Below are 20666 nucleotides of genomic sequence, written 5' to 3'. Positions count from 1 at the left end.
GCTTTAATTTAAGGCTTTTTTATAACTTGATAATATCTCCTGAACTCTTTTATTTTCAAAAACTGTAGGGTATAACTCTTTTGCAGTTAAATGATATTCGTAATTTATTGCTAAAGCATTTTTTAAATGTGTTAATCCATACTCTTCTTTATCTAAAATAATAAACAAACCACATAAACGAAATTCTATTTCAGCAAATTCTCTGTAGTTTTTTTTTGCTTTTATGACTATTTTTAAAGCATCATTGAATTCGCCTAAAAAAAACAAAATATCAGCTAGTGCTATATAAATTTCTATCTCTTCATCCCCTAGTTCAATACATGTATAAAACGCCTTTACTGCTTCTTCATAAAAATTTAGCTTCAGATTAATATCACCATAAATTCTCCAATAAAAAGCATTTCCTTCATCAATTTGTATTGCTTCTTTTACATAATATAATGCTTTTTGAAAATCATTATCTTTATAACAAGCATTTGTTAACAGTATCCAAACTTTATCCAACAAAGGGTCTTCATGAACTGCTTTTTTATAAAAATGTATAGCTGTATGAATGTTTTCTAACTTCTCATAACATTCTCCTATTCTTTTGTATGCAAAAGCAGTAGGGTCATCTAACTCTAAAGTTATTAAATAGTTTTTAATAGCTTCTTCATAGCTACCTAATTCTTCTAAAGCTTTCGCTTTTTCTAAATAGCCCCCAATAAAACTTTCATCAATTAATACTGAATAATCAAACGAAGTAAGCGCTTCTTTATGCCTACCTAATTCTGAATATTGCTTACCTAATTGATGCCATGCTATTTCACAATACGGATTCTTATCTACATACGAATTTAAATAAACTATTGCCTCTTCATGCTTCTCTTCCATATCAAAACAATATACAATATTGTATAAAGATGAATAGTCTTCAAGTTCTTCTGCTACACATTTTTCAAAATTTAAACGTGCGTTTTCAAAATCATCTAAATACAAATATTCCATTCCCATCATTGACCAAATATCAGATGGATCTTCAATATATTCTAACGAATCTTTTAAAATTAAGATAGCTTCTACATGTTGTTTCTTTTTAGATAAAATTAATGCTTTTTGAATAAATACTTCATCATTGTGAGGCTCTACAGCTTCAATATTTTTAAGCATTTTAGTTGCCTCTTGTAATTCATCTTCAAAAACCAAGATTTCAACCTTCATCAATTTTAACTGAATTGAAGATGGATGTTGTTCTAAACCTAACTCCATCGCTTTTTTAGCTAAGGCATGTTTAGCTATATTTAAATAATGTTCAATAATAGTTTCAAACTCAACAGCATCAAAAAAATATACATCGTTGGTTTTCAACATAGATTCAAATTTCAATATCGACATAAGCTATATACTTGAATATATATAAATTTAATATAAAAATAACGCTTATTTACTTGTAATTCTTTTTGTTTTCAACAATTTAATTAACAATATATACCATCGATATTTAATAAAATTAACTGCTTTCTCTTATATGAAAGAACAGATTATTTTTCTATATTTGGAATGATTAAAGTTTTAACACAATATTAATAGCTAATTATAAATAAAAAATTATGAGTAAATTTGACGAAAAAGTAGAGTTATATAAAAAGTTTATGGACGATAGAAACCTTCCTGCTAACCTTGATTTACTAAAAGCTGTTACTAAAGGTTTAGGACCTTCTATATACAAAAAAGATGCTGAAACAGTATCAGGTAGTGATCCTAAAGAATTAGAGACTGTTAAGAAAAACTTCTTAATAAAAAAGTTAGGTTTAGCTGATAGCCCTGAGTTAGATAAAGCTATTGACGAAGTAATGGAAAAAATAGGAAGATCTGAAAGAAGTAAATACCGTGCTGTAGTTTATTACATGTTAGCTAAGAAATTTGATAAAGAAGCTGTCTACGGAATGTAGAATTCTTAATTTTATATAAAAAAAAAGTTCTGTATTGATTTTAATACAGGACTTTTTTTATTTTAGCCCCCACAAACAAACTATATATATGTCGCAATTCATTAGTGTTTTTGATATGTTAAAAATTGGCGTTGGCCCCTCTAGCTCACACACATTAGGTCCCTGGAGAGCTGCCCAACAATGGATTGAAAGCTTAAAAGAAACAGCTCTTTTTAATACTATTGATGGTATTAAAATAGATTTATATGGTTCTTTATCCTTAACAGGAAAAGGTCATGCTACCGATTTAGCAGTTTTACTGGGTTTAAGCGGTACCGATCCTGAATACATTCCTGTAAATGATATTGATACAATTATCAATAAAATAAAAGAAACAACTACCTTAAATTTTAATGCTGAAAAGCCAATTATTTTCTCAATTGAAAATATTGTTTTTAATAAAAATTTCTTACCTTTTCATTCTAACGGATTAACTTTTAAAGGTTTTTCTAAAGGAAAAGAAGTTTCTTCTCAAACTTATTATTCTATTGGTGGTGGTTTTGTTATACAAGAAGAAACAAAAACACCTTCTAGTACCCAAATAAATAAAAGTAATTTTCCTTTCCCTATAAATAGAGCAACGGAATTAGAAGCGTATTGCGAAAAAGAACTTAAAAATATTTCTGATATTGTTTATCAAAATGAACTAGTTTTAAAATCTTCAAGCGAGATAGATTCTGAATTAAAACGTGTTTGGGACACCATGCTAGAATGCATGTACATTGGTTGTCATACAGGAGGTATTTTACCTGGTGGATTAAATGTAAAGCGTAGAGCATATGGTACTCATACAAAACTAATTAAAGATGCTAACTATTCTAATGAACAAGAATGGATTACAGCTATTAGAAGTACCGAAGTAAAATTTCGTGAAATATTAAAATGGGTAAGTTGTTTAGCTTTATCTGTAAACGAAGTAAATGCTTCTTTAGGTAGAGTTGTTACGGCACCAACAAACGGAAGTGCAGGAGTAATTCCTGCTGTATTAATGTATTACCTAGTTATTGAAAATCATGAAGCTGATTTTGAACATATTAAAAAATTCTTATTAGTTGCAGGAGAAATTGGAAGTATCTTTAAAAAGAATGCAACAATATCTGCAGCAATGGGTGGATGTCAGGCAGAAATTGGTGTTTCATCTGCAATGGCTGCAGCTGCTCTTACCGAACTTTTAGGAGGAAGTCCAGGCCAATGTTTAGTTGCTGCCGAAATAGCTATGGAACACCACTTAGGTTTAACTTGTGACCCTATTGGAGGTTTAGTTCAAATACCATGTATTGAACGTAATGCAATGGGAGCAATTAAAGCCATTAATGCTGCTGAGTTAGCTTTAGAAACAAACCCAAAAGAATCTTTGGTCCCTTTAGATAAGGTTATCGACACAATGTGGGAAACGGCAAAAGATATGCACAAAAATTATAAAGAAACCTCAGAAGGTGGTTTAGCTATTACTGTTGGTTTAGCAGCTTGTTAAATTACTTTATCTCTATTTGTTTTCCTAAAAATTTAGGTTGAACATTAAATAAGATATCTACAAATACTTTTACTCGGGCTAAATATTCTCTTAATTGAACTTTTAGCCCATATCTACGAGAAACACCTTTAGCATTAAAACCAATCGCTTTAATTCCAAAATGATTCGCTAAATAAATAGCTCTCTCATTATGAAATTTTTGAGAAATAATGGTTATGTCTGTTTGTCCAAACACCTCTTTTACTCTTACAACAGAATCTAATGTTCGAAAACCTGCATAATCTAAGAAAATTCTACTCGCAGGAATACCAGCTTTTATCAAATCATTTTTAAAACTAGTTGGTTCATCATATTTTTCAGAGCTATTATCACCACTTACAATAATAAAAGAAATCTTACTTGATTTATATAAAGATACTGCTGCATCTACCCTATACTTGTAATACAAATTAACACGTCCGTTGGCTAAATACTTTACTGTACCTAAAACAAGTCCTACCTTATTAACAGAAACATTATTTACATTAGCATATAATTTATCTTTAGCCTGTTTTTTAACAAAAAAATTACAAGCATAAATTACAATTAATAAAAACAGTCCTAATAAAAACAATCTTTTTATAATTTTAATAATAGTGTTTTTCATTTACCTAGTAAAAAACAATTCTGTTTCTGTTGACATTTCTTCAGAAAAACGATAATCGTTAACATTAAACCCTTTTAACCCCTCTATTGTTTTAATATCATTTTCAATAATATAACGAACCATTAAACCACGTGCTTTTTTAGCAAAAGTCATGATCGTTTTATACTCACCGTTTTTAAAATCCTTAAAAACAGGTGTTATCATTGGTACTTTTAGCACTTTCTTAGGCAATGCCTTAAAATACTCTGAACTTGCTAAATTAACCAACAATTCATCGTTTTCTAATTCATCATTTAAAGAATCGGCCAATTCATTACTCCAGAATTTATATAAATTTTCGGTTCTACCAACTTTTAGTTTCGTTCCCATTTCTAAACGATACGGTTGAATTAAATCTAACGGCTTTAATAAACCATATAATCCTGATAAAATTCGTAAATTATCTTGCATAGTAGGCAACTTGCCTTCAGATATTGTATTTACATCAATACCTCTAAAAACCTCACCTGTAAAAGAGAAAATAGCTTGTTTAGCATTATCTAATTCAAATGGTGTTTGCCAATTTTGATTTCTTTCATAATTTAAACTGGCTAGATCATCAGAAATTTTCATTAATTCACTTAGCTTCTTTCGTGATAAAGTTTTTAATTTTTTATTCAGTTTTATTGACTGTTCTAAAAACCTTGGTTGTGTATATAAGTTTGTAATTGCTTTACTTTCAAAATCCAATGACTTTGCTGGAGATATAATAATTTTCATTTAACTAATATTTAATGTGAAAATAAGGAGCTATTTTAAAACTTCAAATTATTCGTAGTAATTTCAATCAATAGTGCTATAGATAATAGTAATGTTGTTATTATTTCTTAAATTTTTAAGCCATCAAAGGCCAAAAAAACATTTTCAGGCAACTCTTTTTCAACTTCTTTATGTAAACCTAATAATTCACTTATATGTGTTAAATATGCCTTTTTAGGTTTAACTTCTGCAATAAACGCCAAAGCTTCATCAAGATTAAAATGTGTTGTATGAAGTTCTTTCCTTAACCCTGTTACTATTAATGTATCTAAATTAGATAATTTATTTTTTTCTTCTTCAGATATTGTTTTAATATCTGTTATATATGCTATATCATTAAAACGATAACCTAATATAGGTAATCGACCATGCATTACCTCAATTGGAGTAATTTTCACATCATCTAAATAGAAAATTTCATGATGTGAGATTATATTGGTTGCTACCTGTGGTGCACTAGGATACCTATTTTCTGTTTTAAAAATATAATCATATCTTCTTTTCAAAACACCAAAAACCCTTTCAGTTACATAAATAGGTACAGCTCCCATTTGAAAACAATAAGGTCTAATTTCATCTAATCCTGCAATATGATCAGCATGTTCATGCGTAAATAAAATTCCGTTTATAGACGCTACCTCTTCACGCATCATTTGCTGGCGAAAATCAGGACCGCAGTCAATAACATAATTAATATTGTCCCAAGAAATAACAATTGAAGAACGTAATCTTTTATCACGAAAATCTTTAGATAACGCTACAGGGTGCTTGCTAGTAAGCATCGGAACTCCAGTGGAAGTCCCTGTTCCTAAAAAAGTTACTTTTAATTCTTTATTTTCTTTCATATTTTAATACAAAAATACAACAAAAATTGTCTGGTAATTCGTATTTTCAGTACATTTGTTGATCGTAACAAAAAACAACAAAATGGCAATTACGCTAAAAGGAGATCAGAAAATAAGTACCGTACCTACAACTAACAGTAAAGCTTTAAAGGTCAACTTAAATGCTCACATTTATGGAACATTTGCTGAGATTGGTGCAGGGCAAGAAACCGTTCGTAATTTTTTTAGAGCAGGAGGAGCTTCTGGTACTATTGCAAAAGCAATGAGTGCTTATGATAAGGATTTTTCTGATGCCATTTATGGAATTGAAAATGATAATCGATATGTTACTGAAGATCGTTTAAAAAAAATGCTTAAGCATGAAATGGATTTAATTGAAGATCGTCTTGATCGTCAAAAACATCCTGATAAATTGTTTTTTAGTTACGCTAATACTGTAGCTACAATTAACTTTACAAAAAAATTTAAAGGACATGGTTGGATTGGTATTCGTTTTCAACTAGACCCGCTTGAAGATTATAATGAAATTATTTTACATCTTCGTTTTAAAGAGACTGATGCACGCCAACAACAAGAAACTTTAGGTATTTTAGGGGTTAACTTGGTTTACGGAGCATATTATTTAAATGATAACCCAAAAGAACTATTAAAATCTTTTTACGATAATATTGATAGTGATCGTTTAGAAATAGATATGGTTAATTTTTCTGGACCTCGTTTTATGTATGTTGATAACCGTTTAATGAGTTTACAATTAGTTAAAAACGGAATGACAAATGCAGTTATGTTTGGCCCTGACGGAAACAACTTACTTCCTGCTCAAGTACTATATAAAAAGAATATTTTAGCATTACGCGGAAGTTATCGCCCTGTTACGAAAGTAAATATGGATATGTTCGAAAGGGCTAAAGAATTATTCTTAGCCGAAAAGAAAGTTAATCCTGAAAAAACACAAGTTATTTTTGAAATCACCTTAAGTAACCTTCGTGCCGAAGGAGAAATTAATGAACGTGATTTCTTAGATAGAGCTGAACTACTTTGTGCTCTTGGACAAAATGTAATGATAACAAACTATCAAGAGTACTTTAGGTTAGTTGATTATTTTAGTGAATTCACTAAAGAAAGATTAGGTCTCGCTATGGGAGTTAACAACTTAATTCAAATTTTTGATGAAAAGTACTATCGTGATTTAAGTGGCGGTATTTTAGAAGCTTTTGGTAAACTTTTTTACAAAGATTTAAAAGTATACATGTACCCTTATAAAGATGAAGAAACTGGTGAATTTATTACCAGTAAAAATTTAAAGGTACACCCTAGAATGAAAGAGTTATATAAATTCTTTAAAAATAATGGTAGACTTATCGATATTAAAAATCTTGACCAAGATAGTTTACATATTTTCTCTCGAAAAGTATTGAAAATGATTAAAAACAACGAAGAAGGTTGGGAAGCAATGCTGCCTGAAGGTGTTTCTGAAACCATTAAAGAAAAACGTTTATTTGGTTGCTCTAGAAAACGAATTTAAAAATAAAGTTTAGTTTTAAACCTTTTAGTATCTTTAAAGTCTAACAGCTAAACAATTTTAGTTGACCGACGAAATTACACTTATAACACAGCTACAAAACAAAAAAACAAAGGAAGTAGCTTTTAAACAACTATTATCGTTATATAAAGAACGATTGTATTGGCATATCCGAAAAATTGTAGTTTCTCATGATGATGCTGATGATGTTTTACAAAACACTTTTATTAAAATTTTTAAAAATATTGAGAATTTTAAAAAAAACAGCAAGCTTTATTCTTGGATGTACCGAATTGCAACTAATGAAGCTATAACATTTATTAATAAAAGAGCAAAAGAAAGAAATGTTGATATAACAGAATATCAACAACAATTAATATCAACACTAGATAGTGATCATTGGTTTACTGGTGATGAAATTCAACTCATCTTACAAAAAGCTATTGCAATTTTACCTCAAAAACAACGATTGGTTTTTAATATGAAGTATTTTGATGAAATGAAATACAGTCAAATATCTGAAATATTAGAAACATCAATAGGTGCTTTAAAAGCATCTTACCATATTGCTGTAAAAAAAATTGAACAATTTATTAAAGACTACAATTAAACCTTTTTAAAAAATTAAAGTCTTAAAATAGAGATGAATAAAACAACAAAAAATAGCACAGACTATATAAACAAAAAAATGGGTAAGAAAACTGGTTTTTCTACTCCTGATAGTTATTTCAATAAAGTAGATGATCGTATTTTATCAATGATAAAACCTACATCTTTATCTAAAGGAATTAACATTTTTTCAACTCCAGACAATTATTTTACTACTGTTGAAGATGATATTTTCGAAAAATTAAATATAAAGAAAACTAAAAATATAAAAGTTATCTCTTTACGTAAAAGAATATTACAGTTTGTTCCTCTTATTGCTGCTGCATCCGTTTTATTATTTATCAGTTTAAATTACCTTAATACTAGTACCACATATGATTTTGAAGATATAACTGAGGCCGATATAACATTTTGGTATGAAAATGGCTACGGAAGTGCAGATAGCAATGAATTAGCGACTGTTATAGATAATTCTGATTTTGATGAAGCTTTTTTAACGACAATAAATGATGAAAGCATAGAGAGTTACCTAAACACAATGGACAACTCAATACTTATAAATGAAATTCAATAATAATGAAAAAAAATATACTCTTACTATTATTTATTACTTTCTTAAGTAACCTACCTGGTCAAGCTCAAGTAAGAAAGCGTAGTTATGAAAAAATTCGCGCTTATAAAATTGCTTACCTAACAGATAAGTTAAATTTAACAGAAGATGAAGCTCAAAAATTTTGGCCTTTTTACAATAAGTACAACAAAAAAATGATGCAGCTTCATAGAGAAGAACATTTTAATATTAAAAAAAACATATTAAAAAATGGTGGTATTGATAGTTTGTCTGAAAAAAAATCAAAAGAAATTTTAAAGAAAATTCAGTTAATAAAGCAACAACAACACGAGATCAAAACTTCTTTTCATAAAAAAATTTCTAAAATACTGTCTTTTAATAAAATTCTAAAATTAGAAATTTCTGAACATGAATTTAATCGTAAACTCATGAAAAAACACAGAGGTAAGAGAAATAAAAAAAGAAGCTAAAAAGCTTCTTTTTTTTTATTATTTCTTAACGAGTCTTAAGCAAACATATAAATCTGGTTTATTTGCCGTAAACTGTCTTAACCAAATAGCTAATTCATCTATTTCATAAGGTAACAACCTATTTAACGCTTTTTCTAGTTCTCTTTTAAATAAATCTGTATTAAAACTCACTTTTTTTAATACAGTTTTAGTGTACTCGTACATTGCTCTCGCCATACTTTAAGGGGAATTTAATCGTTCATATAATCTAAACGTAATTTACGATTTTTTATTCCTTAGTGTATGTTAAATTTTCATAAAAAAAACCGATACTAAATTTAGTATCGGTTTTTTACATTTTACTTATATCTTATTATAAGTTATTTACTTTATTTATCAAAGCAGTTGCATTAGTTTCTAACTCAGTACTAATTGCCTTATAATGAGCTTTTTTATTCTCAACTCCTTTAGCATTAACTTTTTCTAATAAATTATCAAAAACTGCAATAGCTTCATCAATAACTGCTTCAGATTTTGCAGTCTCTTCTTTAGAGTTTAATAACTCCCACATGTAACACTCTTCAATAATATCGCCTAATGTATAATTGATATCTTTTTTTAAATTCTTTATGCTTGCCATAATTATAATTTTGATGCAAAATTAATTTATTTTATCTAATTCAGCTTCAAATTTCTAATAAAATTATTTAGTCTGAAATCTATGACCAAATACTTGGTTATATTTACCACAATTTACATTAACCTTTTATTATTCTCTCTTATAATTTTTTATAAAAAAGTCAACACCTCTGTAATATTTGATACCGTACTGTACGTATTTGTTTTTTGCGCTTCACTTACTTCTTCGTGAGCCCAGGTTGTATGAAATGGAACATGAATTGCAGAAGCCCCTATCTCAACCAATGGTAAAATATCTGATTTTAATGAATTACCAATCATCAATAGTTCTGATGCATCAATATCTAAGTGCTTAATCAATTTTAAATAATCACCTTCTTTTTTATCACTCATCACTTCCGTATGATGAAAATACTTTAAAATACCTGATTTATCTAATTTTCTTTCTTGATCTAACAAGTCTCCCTTAGTTGCTACAATTAATTTATAATTGCCTTGCAATTTTTTTAGTACCTCCTCTACCCCATCTAACAAATTAATAGGCTTTTCAAGCATTTCTTTTCCTATCTCAAGAATTCTATTTATTGTTTTCTGATTAATTTTATAATTAGATAATTCTAAAGCACATTCAACCATAGATAATACAAATCCTTTTATTCCGTAACCGTAAATTTTAAGATTATCAATTTCTTTTTTATATAATTCTTGATGAATTTTATTTTCTGTTTCATAACCTGATAAGAGTTTTGCAAACTCATTTTCAGCGTCTCTAAAATAAGTTTCGTTTACCCAAAGCGTATCATCGGCATCAAAAGCAATTACTTTAATATTATTCATTTTCTATTATTTTTTTTGCTTTTTCTAAATCTTCAGGAGTATCTATACCAATACTTTCTACTGAAGTTTCTATCATTTTTATTTTTTTACCTACCTCTAAATATCGTATACACTCTATTTTTTCTGCTGCTTCAATCGGTGTCATTGGTGTATGATAAAAATCGATTAATGCTTTCTTTCTAAAAGCATACACACCTTTATGCTTATAATAAGTAACACTCAATTCTTTATCTCTATGAAAAGGAATTACACTTCTCGAAAAATAAATTGCAAAATCATTCGTATCTGTAATTACTTTTACATTATTAGGGTTTTCAATATCTTTTATATTTGTCATTGCAACTTTTAAAGATGCTAAATCTATTTCTTCATTTACATCATTCTTAAAAGCTTCAATTAACTTAGATAATGAAACCGTATCTATAAATGGTTCATCCCCTTGTACATTTACAACAATATCTACATCTAAATCTTCTACTGCCTCTGCAATTCTATCAGAACCACACTCATGCGCTTTTACACTTTTTAGAACCTTCCCGCCTTCAGCAGTTATTGTTTTATAAATAACATCAGAATCTGTCACAACGTAAACTTCATCAAATAAATTAGCATCAACAGCTGCTTTATAAGTTCTTAATATTACTGGCTTACCTCCTAAATCCTTCATCAATTTCCCTGGAAAACGAGACGCTTCATAACGAGCAGGAATCATTGCTATTATCTTCATAAATTATAGTTATTTACTATCTTCAAAGATACATATTTAAACAGTTTATTAAAATCATCCAAAAACTTCTTTTAAAATTAAATATTAATATTTTCTACTTTACCTCCTTTTATTATTTTTTTATTACTTTTGATTTTTATGAAAGAACTTTTAAAAACATATATGGTTATTTTAAACACAGCAGGCATTATTATGTATAATATTTGCATGCGTAAAAAATATTCATATGTAATAGAAAGCTCTCAGAAAAATAAGTTTAAACAACGGTTTTAAAACCAACATTTAATACAAACTACAAAAGGTGCTTTTTTAACAAAAAGCACCTTTTTTTTATTTAATAACTTTTAATTTTTATAATAATGAACACATTAGGAAATACTAAGCAAATTTGTATGTACGTAATAAAAACAATGTATTTAGTTAAAAACATCTTTTTTAGAAAATTTAAATCACCTTCTATAACACCTTAATATCATGAAAACTCAAATAATTCATCAAAATAATTCATCATATTTTACCGTTAACAAAAAACAGGTTAACAAAAACAAAACATTAAAAACTTCTATTTTATACAGCAAGGTTGAGTTTAGTGTAAATTCTTCCATCAACCTTTACAAATACTCTAATTTTCACTTCAAGAGTATTGAATTCGATATTTTAAAAAAGGCTTATTTAAACGATAATATTATTATTAAAAATAATATTAAAAAATTAAGTAATACTGAAATTATTTTAAACATAACAGTATCTGTGAAAAAGGAAACCATTTGTAACGCTATTTTTAGCTACAACTTACAATAGTTTTAAATTTAGTACAGGTTTTGTTTTTATTAATTAAACCTGTATTACTTTATATAAACTTCTAAAAGTTTAGCATTTGCAACAATAATATCTACCTTTTTTATACATGCAGGAATTAAAATAGTTTCCCCCATTTCTAACTTTTCTTGCTGGTTTTCATACTTAAATATTGCTGTTCCTTCCACACACATATAAATAACAAAACTATCCTTATCAAAATGTTCTACTGTATAGTTCTTTGTTAAGTGTAAGAAATTGGTTGTGAAATATTTACAGTCTACAATATTCGACGGGTTATTTTTTTTCTTTTGATATTCGGCCTTATAATTTGATTTTGCAGAGTAATCAATAGCATCTAATGCTAGGTCTAAATGTAAATCTCTCTTTCTTCCATTTACATCTTTTCTATTCCAATCAGATATTCGATAAGTAACATCAGAAGTTTCTTGTATCTCTGCTAATAAAATACCTTTCCCTATTGCATGTATTCTTCCTGCTGGCACTAAAAAAGTATCTCCTTTTTTTACATAATCAATATTAAGTAACTCTAACTCATTACCTGAATTTATAGTTTCTAAAAAAGATTTTTTATCTGTTTCTTCAGAAAAACCAACAATCATTTTTGATTTTTTATCTGAATTAACAATATACCACATTTCTGTTTTACCTAAAGAATTATGTCTTCTTTGCGCTAAAACATCATTAGGATGTACTTGTAAGCTTAATTTTTTCTTAGCATCAATAAACTTAATTAATAACGGGAATTTTTCTTGAAAGATATGATAAACCTTTTCTCCTAAAACATCTTGTTTAAATTCCTTTATAAGATCTTTTAAACTTACTCCCTTTAAATCACCATTACTAATTATAGAAACATCTCCATCTACATCAGAAATCTCCCAGCTTTCACCAATATCTTTTTTATCAGATTTCTTATTCAGTAAAGTTTGTAATTTCTCTCCTCCCCAAATTTTAGATTTCAAAATTGGTTCAAATCTTAGTAGTTGGTTTATCATACTATTATGTTCCGTTATAAGTTACGTAATTTCGTGGTGTTTCATATAATGTAATTTCTAAGTCTAAATTTTCAGGAATACTTACACGTAATTTATTAAAGATTACTACAGATATATTTTCGGCTGTAGGATTTAAACTTTTAAACTCCTCTACTTCTATATTTAAGTTTTTATGATCTAGAACATTTTCTACTTTTGTTTTAATCAATTCCCTTAACTTTCCTAAATCATAAACAAACCCTGTTTCTTTATCTATTTCTCCTCTTAAAGAAACAATTAATTCATAATTATGACCATGATAATTGGGGTTACTACATTTACCAAAAACTTCAAAGTTTTTTTCATCAGACCATTTTGGATTAAATAGTCTATGAGCTGCGTTAAAATGCGCTTTTCTATGTACTGTTACTTTAGGCATTTATTAATTTATCATAAGATTCTTTAAATATAATTTTAAACCAAGCAGTATATACCTCAGGGTTATCTTCAATGTCTTTTTTTACTGCTTGTAAAGTCATCCATTTATAAGATTCTGCCTCTTCTTTGTTTATACTAGGCTCGTCATTAAAACTTCCAATCATAACATGATCTAATTCATGCTCTGTTAATCCATTATCAAAAGGAGCTTTGTAAATAAAAGAAAAAACTTCCGTTAACTCACTAACAAAACCCATTTCTTCTTGAAGCCTTCTTTTTCCTGCTTCTAGGTTTGTTTCTCCATCTCTTTGATGAGAACAACAAGTATTTGTCCATAATAAAGGAGAGTGATATTTATCTGCTGCTCGTTGTTGTAGCATTAATTCTTTCTTATCATTAAAAATAAAAACAGAAAATGCTCTATGCAATAATGCTTTTTCATGAGCTTCAATCTTCTCCATTAACCCAATCGGGTTATCTTGCTCATCAACTAAAATTACTTGTTCTTTCATCTTAAAAATATACTTAAAGCAAACTTACAAAAATGATATCAGTTCAACAATTAAACCTTTGAACAGTTAAGCATTTAACCTTATCTTTGCTGCCTTAAAATTTATAGATGAGTTTTTTAGAAGAAATACAAAAAAGACGTACATTCGGAATTATATCACACCCCGATGCTGGTAAAACTACTTTAACAGAAAAATTATTATTATTTGGTGGAGCGATTCAGGAAGCTGGTGCTGTGAAAAATAATAAGATAAAAAAAGGTGCGACTTCCGATTTTATGGAAATAGAACGTCAGCGTGGTATTTCTGTCGCTACTTCTGTATTAGCCTTCATTTATAAAGATAAAAAAATAAATATCTTAGATACCCCTGGTCACAAGGATTTTGCGGAAGACACATTTAGAACTTTAACTGCTGTAGATAGTGTTATTGTTGTAATTGATGTTGCCAAAGGTGTTGAACCTCAAACCGAAAAATTGGTTGAAGTTTGTAGAATGCGTAAAATACCAATGTTAGTATTCATTAATAAATTAGATCGTGAAGGTAAAGATGCTTTCGATTTATTAGATGAAGTTGAACAAAAATTAGGTTTACGTGTTACTCCTATGAGTTTTCCTATAGGAATGGGATATGATTTTAAAGGGATTTATAATATTTGGGAAAAAAAATTGAACCTTTTTTCTGGAGATAATAAAACAAAAATATCAGAAGCTGTTGAGTTTGATGATCTTTCTAATCCAAAATTAGATGAAATCATTGGTGAAACCGCTGCTGAAACGTTACGAGAAGAATCAGAATTAGTATACGAAGTGTACCCTAAATTTAATCAACAAGAATATTTAGCAGGAGATTTACAACCCGTTTTCTTTGGCTCTGCTTTAAATAATTTTGGAGTAAAAGAATTGTTAGATGCTTTTATTGAAATTGCACCTGAACCACAACCTAAAAAGGCTGAAGAACGTTTAGTAGATTCGAAAGAAGAAAAACTAACCGGTTTCGTATTTAAGATCCATGCAAATATGGATCCTAAACATAGAGACAGACTTGCTTTTATTAAAATTGTTTCTGGAACCTTTAAAAGAAACTCTCCCTACCTACACGTTCGTAACGGTAAGAAGATGAAATTCTCGAGTCCGAATGCCTTTTTTGCAGAAAAGAAACAAATTGTTGATGAATCTTTTCCTGGTGACATTGTTGGTGTACATGATACAGGAAACTTTAAAATTGGTGATACTTTAACAGAAGGAGAACAATTAAACTTTAAAGGAATTCCAAGTTTCTCTCCAGAACATTTCCGTTATGTAAATAATGCTGACCCGATGAAATCTAAACAACTATACAAAGGTTTAGACCAATTAATGGATGAAGGTGTAGCGCAGTTATTTACTATGGATATAAACGGTCGTAAAATTGTAGGTACCGTTGGTGCTTTACAATACGAAGTAATTCAATATCGTTTAGAGCATGAATACGGAGCTAAATGTACTTATGAAAACATCGCTGTACATAAAGCTTGCTGGGTAGAAGCTGAAGATGAAAAAAATGACGAATTCAAAGAATTTAAGCGCGTTAAGCAACGTTATCTAGCAAAGGATAAAGAAGGTAAAATGGTGTTTCTAGCAGATTCTTCTTTTACGTTGCAAATGACACAAAGTAAATATCCTACAGTAAAACTGCATTTAACGAGTGAGTTTGAATAACCAATAATTGGTTTTAAGCATTTATATAACATGAATAATAAAAATTACAATGTCATTGCGAGGAACGAAGCAATCTTTTCATCTATTGAGAGATTACTTCGTTTTACTCGCAATGACGTTTTTTTATCTTTTAGCTTTTGTCTTTTATTCTTCACCTTACATAGTCAAGAAAATTTATCCAATTTAAAAGGAAAAGAATTACACAATAAAGTTCGTTTGAATTTTATTCCTGTTGAAATGCCTACCGATAAGTTTCCTAATTTAAAACCTACAATGGGCTTAGCAGGTTTACATTACCAAATACCTATTAACGATTGGTTATATGGAGGAGCCGCATTTCATTTTGCAACTACCGGAGATCAAGGGGGTTTATTTACATTAGGTGCGGAAATAGGTGTAAATAAAAAATTATACAAAAATATTTATTTTGATGCTAACTTCCATTTTGGTGGTGGTGGTGGATACAGAAATCTTGTAAATGATGGTGGATTTATAAATCCAAATATAGGATTACAATATAAAAAGAATAATTATTCATTTGGTATACAATACAGTCATTTAAATTTTTATTCAGGTGAAATAAAAAGTAACTCAGTTTCTTTCTTTGTTGAAATACCAAGTCTTTTACGTTTTACTGATTACAACAAGGCACATCAAGAATTTATAACGAATAATTTATCTTCTGATAATTTTTGGAGTAAATCTATTGTGAAAAATGCCCAGCAAGTACGTTTTGATTTTTTTAAACCTATAGGTAATTCTAAAAAAGATAATGGTACTGCCTTAAATGAGACACTGTATGTTATTGGCTTTGAATATCAAAAATACCTGAACGAAAACATTTTCTTATTTGCCCATACCGATGCTATATATAAAGGTTTACGAGCTGGTTTTATGGATTTGTTCTTTGGTGCTGGTTACCATCCTTATCAATCAAAATACATTAATATTTTTACAAAATTAGGAATCGGTGCAGCTGGTGGTCGTGTGGCTCCAGAAGGCGGGTTAATGGTTTATCCTTCCGCAGGAATTGATTTAAAAATATCTAAAAAATTAGCTTTAAGTGGTCATGCTGGTTACTATCGTGCTATTGCAGGCGATTTAGAAGCCTATACCGTTGGTTTCGGATTAAAATATTTCGGTTTAAATGGCGGAACAACATCCAATGAAAAAAAACACACTAACTTTTATACACAAGGATTACGAATTGAAATTCAAAATCAATTATATTTTGATGTTGCTAAAACGGATGATAAGTTTAAAGCTAAAGAAATCGATCTACAGCTTATCGGATTAAAAGTAAACTATGATCTTAACAAATGGCTGTACATTGCTGGTGAAGCTAGTTTTGCTTACGGAGGTCGTTCTGGTGGTTATGCTCATGGATTAGTTGGAGGAGGAATATATTCTCCTCGTTTTTTAAACCGTAAAGCTCGTGGATTTATTGAATTAATGGCTGGTGCTGGTGGTGGCGCAGGTGTAGATACCGATGAAGGTATTATTATACGCCCTACCCTAGGTTTAAGCTACGATATAACTAATGGAATTGCTATTCTTGCTTCTGGAGGTAAATATTACTCTCCTTTCGGGAATGTAAAATCAAACAATATTAACATAGGTTTAAGTTTTAACCTTTCAACTTTATCTGTAAAAAACTAATTTTGCCTTTAATAAAAATTATATAATAATAATAATAATAAAAACTCTTTCATTTTTCTAGAAATGAAGATACTATAAATAAAAACAGAATACAATGAATAACGGAATTTACGCAAAGTTTACTACGCCTAAAGGCGATATTTTAGTTAATTTAGAATTTGAAAAAACTCCTGGAACTGTAGGTAACTTTGTTGCTTTAGCAGAAGGAAATTTAGAAAATGAAGCAAAACCACAAGGAACTCCTTATTATAACGGATTAAAGTTTCACCGTGTAATTGGTGATTTTATGATTCAAGGTGGTTGTCCACAAGGAACGGGAACGGGAAACCCTGGTTATAAATTTGATGATGAATTTCATCCTGATTTAAAGCATGATGCTCCAGGTAAATTATCTATGGCTAATGCAGGACCTGGTACTAATGGTTCTCAGTTTTTTATTACTCATGTAGCAACTCCACATTTAGATGGTAACCATACTGTTTTTGGTAGTGTTATTGAAGGACTAAATGTAGTTGATGCAGTAGCGCAAGGAGATAGTATGGATGTTGAAATTGTTCGTGTAGGTGAAACTGCTGAAAAATTCAATGCTGTTGAAGCTTTTAGATCTTTTGAAGGATCTCGTGAAAAACGTGAAGTTGAAGAAAAAGCAAAACAAACAGAATTGTTAGATTCTGTTGCTAATGGTTACGATGAAACACCAACTGGTTTACGTTATAAAATTTTACAAAACGGTGATGGTAAACAAGCTACTAAAGGAGCTAACGTTTCTGTACATTATAAAGGACAATTATTAGACGGTACTGTATTTGACTCTTCATACAAACGTAAGCAACCAATCGATTTTGCTATTGGTATGGGACAAGTTATTGCTGGTTGGGACGAAGGAATCCAATTATTAAAAGTTGGAGACAAAGCAAGGTTTGTGATTCCTTCAGACTTAGCTTATGGCGCTGCTGGTGCTGGAGGAGTAATTCCACCAAATGCAACTTTAATTTTTGATGTTGAATTAATGGATGTAAAATAATCCTTAAATATTTAAAATATTTAAAAACTCTCTATTTAAAATAGAGAGTTTTTCTATTTACACTAAATTAACCTTCATAACATTTATTAAATAATTAGTTAAACTACATATGACAGTCGCTTAAAACATAAATGGTTTTTCTTTTTGATCTTTGAAATGTGATAAACAATTATATAAAGATGAAAAAGCTCTCCTTACTTATAGTATTATTAAACTTAAATTTATTTACCATTTACTCACAAGCATCAGTTTGTGAATCACCAGAAGAAACAATTGATGATATAAATGCCATATCAATTAACAAGTGTGAAATAACAGAAAATAAAAAAAAGGCTAGAAAAATAAAAAAAATTAAAGCTGTAAGAAAAAGAGTTATTAGTAAGTCTACTAAAATATCTCCCAACCTATCTAGAAAATTATTATTTGCAATAGTTGAAGAAATACCAATGTTCGAGTCTTGTGTAAAATCGAATCGAAAAAATGATGTTAAATGTTTTAAAGCAAAAATAAATAAACACTTTTCTAAAAAATTTAATGCTGATAAATTTATTAATCAAGATATTGATAAAAAAGTATATCTACAATTTAGTATTGACCTTCGCGGAAGAGTAATTAACACAAAAATAAAGAGCAAAAAAATAAATACTTTATTGCATCGAGAGTTAAATAAAATCATGCACGAATTACCTAGGTTTACCCCTGGAAAAGAAAAAGGTTTACCAGTTATTGTTACATATTCCTTTCCTCTTAACTTAACTCTATATTAATTTTTTGAGTAAGAAAGGCTTTATAAAAAAGACTCAACAATAATCTCTTTAATAGCAAAAAAACCTCTTATTCTCTTCAAAAAAAAGTAAACACTACAATACCAGTGTTTTAATAAAAAAAATAAAACACAAACATATTTGCATAAATATATTTTTTTATGTAGTTTTACAGCATAAATATGTTAACTACTCTTGTTAACACCTTAAAAATAGAAAGAGATTATGATGAAATTCCCCATATTAGTAGCAGCTATGTTTGTATCAATGATAGCCGTTGCACAACAAGAAGTTTGTGAAAACCCTGATGAATCAATTGCTGATCCTAATAGTATTACAAAGTGTGCTATTAAAGATGGTAAAGATGGGGGAAAGAAACAATTATCAATCGAGGTCTCTACTAGAAGACGTGTCGTTCGTAAAAAAAACGAAACTGTTTCTGCTATTGGGGGAACAAGTACTTCTCAAAAAGTTGCTAACATTAAGAAAAACACTTTATTAGTTGGTAAACTTGAATTAGAAGATAATTCTGAAACTATTGAAAGAATTCCGTTTAACCTTGTTGAAGAAATTCCTTTATTTAAAAAGTGTAATAACGTTCCATTGATAAAACAAGCAAAATGTTTTGAAAATCAAATGTCAAAACATATCATGCGTAACTTTAGATATCCTCAAGATGCTATTGATGGAGGTATACAAGGTAGAATATTGGTTCAGTTTACAATAAATGAACAAGGTGATGTAGATGGTATTCAAATGAGAGGTCCTAAAGATGCTGCTTCTCTAGAAAAAGAAGCTAGTAGAATTGTAAGTAAATTACCAAAATTTATTCCTGGTAAACATAATGGTAAATCTGTAAAAGTTAAATATGGAATTCCAATTACTTTTAGACATCCTGATGCTTCTAAAGTTGCAAAGAAAAAAGTAGTAAGAAAAACAGTAATAAAGAAACCTATAAATAAAGTTGCTAAAAAAGAAAAATTAATTACTGATTTTATAAAATTTGATGAAGTTCAAAGCATACCTCAATTTAAAGCTTGTTTAAAAGTTTCTGATGTTCAAAAAGTTAATTGTTTTAACGAAAGAATGGTTAGCCATATTCAAAGAAACTTTAATTACCCAGAAGCTGCTGCAATACAAAATATTGAAGGGAAAGTTTGGGTTCGTTTTATTATACAGAAAGACGGTAAAGTAAGTAATATAAGAATGAGAGGCCCTAAAAATGGTCAATTATTAGAACAAGAAGCTAAAAGAATGGTTACTAAACTTTCTAAATTCGTTCCAGGTAAACAAAATGGAGAACTTGCTAATGTTGAATACTATATACCTATAAATTTCACATTACAATCATCTGAAAATAAATAATTAATCTTATTCTTCTATTAAATAAGATTAGTTGATATCTTTCTATAAATAAAAAAACCAGAGAAATAAATTCTCTGGTTTTTTTATTTATAGAAAGTAATAAAGATAGTATAATACTCTTTTTAACATAAAGTAATTATGGTTAACTCCCCCGCCTCTACACATCACAAAATTAAATTCACAGTTTTAGAAGAATTAAAAGCCTTTAAATTTAATTTACCTCTAATATTTTGACTCAAATATTATATTTATAATAATACTCTTAATCTAAAAACTGCAATTTAAGCTATAATATTAACACAGAGGCATCCCAAAATAGTTCAT

At 28.8% G+C, this 20666-nt stretch carries 23 protein-coding genes; 12 read left to right on the top strand and 11 right to left on the bottom strand.

The genetic code is table 11. From position 1 onward, the window contains the following. Positions 1-3: 3 nt before the first annotated feature. Complete coding sequence (locus CXF68_RS11880) at positions 4-1350, bottom strand: tetratricopeptide repeat protein (RefSeq protein ID WP_232771648.1); 1347 nt, start codon at positions 1348-1350, stop codon at positions 4-6. Positions 1351-1589: 239 nt separating this feature from the next. Here CXF68_RS11880 and CXF68_RS11875 point away from each other — a divergent pair, with 239 nt between their 5' ends. Both CXF68_RS11875 and CXF68_RS11870 read left to right on the top strand, forming a co-directional pair. After that, on the top strand, positions 1590-1931 hold the full coding sequence (locus CXF68_RS11875) for a DUF2853 family protein (RefSeq protein WP_101044956.1): 342 nt from the start codon (positions 1590-1592) through the stop codon (positions 1929-1931). 88 nt (positions 1932-2019) lie between these two features. Next, positions 2020-3444 (top strand): L-serine ammonia-lyase, encoded by a 1425-nt coding sequence (locus tag CXF68_RS11870; RefSeq protein ID WP_101044954.1) that lies wholly within the window; start codon positions 2020-2022, stop codon positions 3442-3444. 1 nt (position 3445) lies between these two features. Here the strand turns inward: CXF68_RS11870 and CXF68_RS11865 are convergent, their stop codons facing one another. The 3 genes from CXF68_RS11865 to CXF68_RS11855 all read right to left on the bottom strand — a co-directional run bounded on the left by CXF68_RS11865 (position 3446) and on the right by CXF68_RS11855 (position 5733). Beyond that, on the bottom strand, positions 3446-4090 hold the full coding sequence (locus CXF68_RS11865; protein WP_101044951.1) for a vancomycin high temperature exclusion protein: 645 nt from the start codon (positions 4088-4090) through the stop codon (positions 3446-3448). Then, entirely contained in the window at positions 4091-4849 is a 759-nt protein-coding gene (gene yaaA / locus CXF68_RS11860; protein WP_101044949.1) for a peroxide stress protein YaaA, read from the bottom strand. It lies immediately after the preceding gene. Between the two features lie 107 nt (positions 4850-4956). After that, positions 4957-5733 carry an MBL fold metallo-hydrolase gene (locus CXF68_RS11855; RefSeq protein WP_101044947.1) on the bottom strand — a complete coding sequence of 259 codons (777 nt, stop codon included), beginning with the start codon at positions 5731-5733 and terminating at the stop codon, positions 4957-4959. An 82-nt stretch (positions 5734-5815) separates the two neighbouring features. On the opposite strand from CXF68_RS11855, the gene CXF68_RS11850 reads away from it, so the two are divergent. The 4 genes from CXF68_RS11850 to CXF68_RS11835 all read left to right on the top strand — a co-directional run bounded on the left by CXF68_RS11850 (position 5816) and on the right by CXF68_RS11835 (position 8905). Beyond that, the gene (locus CXF68_RS11850) at positions 5816-7258 is read left to right on the top strand and encodes a nicotinate-nucleotide adenylyltransferase (protein WP_101044945.1); all 1443 of its coding nucleotides are present in this window, start codon (positions 5816-5818) and stop codon (positions 7256-7258) included. Between the two features lie 61 nt (positions 7259-7319). Continuing rightward, positions 7320-7865, top strand: coding sequence for an RNA polymerase sigma factor (locus tag CXF68_RS11845; RefSeq protein WP_101044943.1), 546 nt, complete (start codon positions 7320-7322; stop codon positions 7863-7865). Between the two features lie 33 nt (positions 7866-7898). Continuing rightward, a complete protein-coding gene (locus CXF68_RS11840) occupies positions 7899-8438 on the top strand; it encodes a hypothetical protein (RefSeq protein ID WP_101044942.1) in 540 nt (179 codons plus the stop codon). 2 nt (positions 8439-8440) lie between these two features. Next, positions 8441-8905 carry a sensor of ECF-type sigma factor gene (locus tag CXF68_RS11835; RefSeq protein WP_101044940.1) on the top strand — a complete coding sequence of 155 codons (465 nt, stop codon included), beginning with the start codon at positions 8441-8443 and terminating at the stop codon, positions 8903-8905. Positions 8906-8923: 18 nt separating this feature from the next. Here the strand turns inward: CXF68_RS11835 and CXF68_RS11830 are convergent, their stop codons facing one another. From CXF68_RS11830 to kdsB, 4 genes are all read right to left on the bottom strand, one after another. Beyond that, complete coding sequence (locus tag CXF68_RS11830) at positions 8924-9121, bottom strand: hypothetical protein (protein WP_101044938.1); 198 nt, start codon at positions 9119-9121, stop codon at positions 8924-8926. A 136-nt stretch (positions 9122-9257) separates the two neighbouring features. Next, complete coding sequence (locus CXF68_RS11825; RefSeq protein ID WP_101044936.1) at positions 9258-9524, bottom strand: hypothetical protein; 267 nt, start codon at positions 9522-9524, stop codon at positions 9258-9260. Between the two features lie 149 nt (positions 9525-9673). Next, positions 9674-10360: an HAD family hydrolase gene (locus CXF68_RS11820; RefSeq protein WP_101044934.1), complete on the bottom strand. Its 687-nt coding sequence runs from the start codon at positions 10358-10360 to the stop codon at positions 9674-9676. Next, positions 10353-11087 carry a 3-deoxy-manno-octulosonate cytidylyltransferase gene (gene kdsB / locus CXF68_RS11815; RefSeq protein WP_101044932.1) on the bottom strand — a complete coding sequence of 245 codons (735 nt, stop codon included), beginning with the start codon at positions 11085-11087 and terminating at the stop codon, positions 10353-10355. The genes CXF68_RS11820 and kdsB overlap by 8 nt, the downstream gene beginning before the upstream one ends. 474 nt (positions 11088-11561) lie before the next feature. Here kdsB and CXF68_RS11810 point away from each other — a divergent pair, with 474 nt between their 5' ends. After that, positions 11562-11888: a hypothetical protein gene (locus CXF68_RS11810; protein ID WP_101044930.1), complete on the top strand. Its 327-nt coding sequence runs from the start codon at positions 11562-11564 to the stop codon at positions 11886-11888. 44 nt (positions 11889-11932) lie between these two features. Here CXF68_RS11810 and CXF68_RS11805 read toward each other — a convergent pair whose 3' ends face one another. From CXF68_RS11805 to idi, 3 genes are read right to left on the bottom strand one after another with little or no spacing between them, the layout of a single operon-like run. After that, positions 11933-12904 carry a type I phosphomannose isomerase catalytic subunit gene (locus CXF68_RS11805; protein ID WP_101044928.1) on the bottom strand — a complete coding sequence of 324 codons (972 nt, stop codon included), beginning with the start codon at positions 12902-12904 and terminating at the stop codon, positions 11933-11935. A 4-nt stretch (positions 12905-12908) separates the two neighbouring features. Further along, positions 12909-13322 carry a 6-carboxytetrahydropterin synthase gene (locus tag CXF68_RS11800; RefSeq protein WP_101044925.1) on the bottom strand — a complete coding sequence of 138 codons (414 nt, stop codon included), beginning with the start codon at positions 13320-13322 and terminating at the stop codon, positions 12909-12911. Beyond that, positions 13315-13833: an isopentenyl-diphosphate Delta-isomerase gene (gene idi / locus CXF68_RS11795; RefSeq protein ID WP_101044923.1), complete on the bottom strand. Its 519-nt coding sequence runs from the start codon at positions 13831-13833 to the stop codon at positions 13315-13317. Before idi ends, CXF68_RS11800 begins: the two co-directional genes overlap by 8 nt. A gap of 107 nt (positions 13834-13940) precedes the next feature. Between idi and CXF68_RS11790 the strand changes: the two genes are divergently transcribed. From CXF68_RS11790 to CXF68_RS11770, 5 genes are all read left to right on the top strand, one after another. Then, the gene (locus CXF68_RS11790) at positions 13941-15530 is read left to right on the top strand and encodes a peptide chain release factor 3 (RefSeq protein WP_101044921.1); all 1590 of its coding nucleotides are present in this window, start codon (positions 13941-13943) and stop codon (positions 15528-15530) included. Between the two features lie 30 nt (positions 15531-15560). After that, a complete protein-coding gene (locus tag CXF68_RS11785; RefSeq protein WP_232771647.1) occupies positions 15561-17189 on the top strand; it encodes a hypothetical protein in 1629 nt (542 codons plus the stop codon). 94 nt (positions 17190-17283) lie between these two features. Then, positions 17284-18213 (top strand): peptidylprolyl isomerase, encoded by a 930-nt coding sequence (locus CXF68_RS11780; protein ID WP_101044919.1) that lies wholly within the window; start codon positions 17284-17286, stop codon positions 18211-18213. 179 nt (positions 18214-18392) lie between these two features. Continuing rightward, positions 18393-18980: a hypothetical protein gene (locus tag CXF68_RS11775; RefSeq protein WP_101044917.1), complete on the top strand. Its 588-nt coding sequence runs from the start codon at positions 18393-18395 to the stop codon at positions 18978-18980. Positions 18981-19205: 225 nt separating this feature from the next. After that, a complete protein-coding gene (locus CXF68_RS11770; RefSeq protein WP_198553808.1) occupies positions 19206-20342 on the top strand; it encodes an energy transducer TonB in 1137 nt (378 codons plus the stop codon). The last annotated feature ends 324 nt before the right edge of the window (positions 20343-20666 follow it).

Source organism: Tenacibaculum sp. Bg11-29 (assembly GCF_002836595.1).
Classification (GTDB): domain Bacteria; phylum Bacteroidota; class Bacteroidia; order Flavobacteriales; family Flavobacteriaceae; genus Polaribacter.
The sequence above is the reverse complement of the archived record's forward strand: the minus strand, read 5'-3'. Positions and strand labels throughout refer to the sequence as shown.

What these genes read in the sequence shown, in the direction of transcription:
- CXF68_RS11800 (WP_101044925.1), bottom strand. Translation starts at nt 13,322, where the DNA reads ATGCCTAAAGTAACAGTACATAGAAAAGCGCATTTTAACGCAGCTCAT.
- CXF68_RS11810 (WP_101044930.1), top strand. Translation starts at nt 11,562, where the DNA reads ATGAAAACTCAAATAATTCATCAAAATAATTCATCATATTTTACCGTT.
- CXF68_RS11830 (WP_101044938.1), bottom strand. Translation starts at nt 9,121, where the DNA reads ATGGCGAGAGCAATGTACGAGTACACTAAAACTGTATTAAAAAAAGTG.
- CXF68_RS11855 (WP_101044947.1), bottom strand. Translation starts at nt 5,733, where the DNA reads ATGAAAGAAAATAAAGAATTAAAAGTAACTTTTTTAGGAACAGGGACT.
- CXF68_RS11780 (WP_101044919.1), top strand. Translation starts at nt 17,284, where the DNA reads ATGAATAACGGAATTTACGCAAAGTTTACTACGCCTAAAGGCGATATT.
- CXF68_RS11805 (WP_101044928.1), bottom strand. Translation starts at nt 12,904, where the DNA reads ATGATAAACCAACTACTAAGATTTGAACCAATTTTGAAATCTAAAATT.
- yaaA (WP_101044949.1), bottom strand. Translation starts at nt 4,849, where the DNA reads ATGAAAATTATTATATCTCCAGCAAAGTCATTGGATTTTGAAAGTAAA.
- CXF68_RS11775 (WP_101044917.1), top strand. Translation starts at nt 18,393, where the DNA reads ATGAAAAAGCTCTCCTTACTTATAGTATTATTAAACTTAAATTTATTT.
- CXF68_RS11785 (WP_232771647.1), top strand. Translation starts at nt 15,561, where the DNA reads ATGAATAATAAAAATTACAATGTCATTGCGAGGAACGAAGCAATCTTT.
- CXF68_RS11850 (WP_101044945.1), top strand. Translation starts at nt 5,816, where the DNA reads ATGGCAATTACGCTAAAAGGAGATCAGAAAATAAGTACCGTACCTACA.
- CXF68_RS11875 (WP_101044956.1), top strand. Translation starts at nt 1,590, where the DNA reads ATGAGTAAATTTGACGAAAAAGTAGAGTTATATAAAAAGTTTATGGAC.
- CXF68_RS11770 (WP_198553808.1), top strand. Translation starts at nt 19,206, where the DNA reads ATGAAATTCCCCATATTAGTAGCAGCTATGTTTGTATCAATGATAGCC.
- kdsB (WP_101044932.1), bottom strand. Translation starts at nt 11,087, where the DNA reads ATGAAGATAATAGCAATGATTCCTGCTCGTTATGAAGCGTCTCGTTTT.
- CXF68_RS11880 (WP_232771648.1), bottom strand. Translation starts at nt 1,350, where the DNA reads ATGTTGAAAACCAACGATGTATATTTTTTTGATGCTGTTGAGTTTGAA.
- CXF68_RS11790 (WP_101044921.1), top strand. Translation starts at nt 13,941, where the DNA reads ATGAGTTTTTTAGAAGAAATACAAAAAAGACGTACATTCGGAATTATA.
- CXF68_RS11825 (WP_101044936.1), bottom strand. Translation starts at nt 9,524, where the DNA reads ATGGCAAGCATAAAGAATTTAAAAAAAGATATCAATTATACATTAGGC.
- idi (WP_101044923.1), bottom strand. Translation starts at nt 13,833, where the DNA reads ATGAAAGAACAAGTAATTTTAGTTGATGAGCAAGATAACCCGATTGGG.
- CXF68_RS11835 (WP_101044940.1), top strand. Translation starts at nt 8,441, where the DNA reads ATGAAAAAAAATATACTCTTACTATTATTTATTACTTTCTTAAGTAAC.
- CXF68_RS11865 (WP_101044951.1), bottom strand. Translation starts at nt 4,090, where the DNA reads ATGAAAAACACTATTATTAAAATTATAAAAAGATTGTTTTTATTAGGA.
- CXF68_RS11840 (WP_101044942.1), top strand. Translation starts at nt 7,899, where the DNA reads ATGAATAAAACAACAAAAAATAGCACAGACTATATAAACAAAAAAATG.
- CXF68_RS11870 (WP_101044954.1), top strand. Translation starts at nt 2,020, where the DNA reads ATGTCGCAATTCATTAGTGTTTTTGATATGTTAAAAATTGGCGTTGGC.
- CXF68_RS11820 (WP_101044934.1), bottom strand. Translation starts at nt 10,360, where the DNA reads ATGAATAATATTAAAGTAATTGCTTTTGATGCCGATGATACGCTTTGG.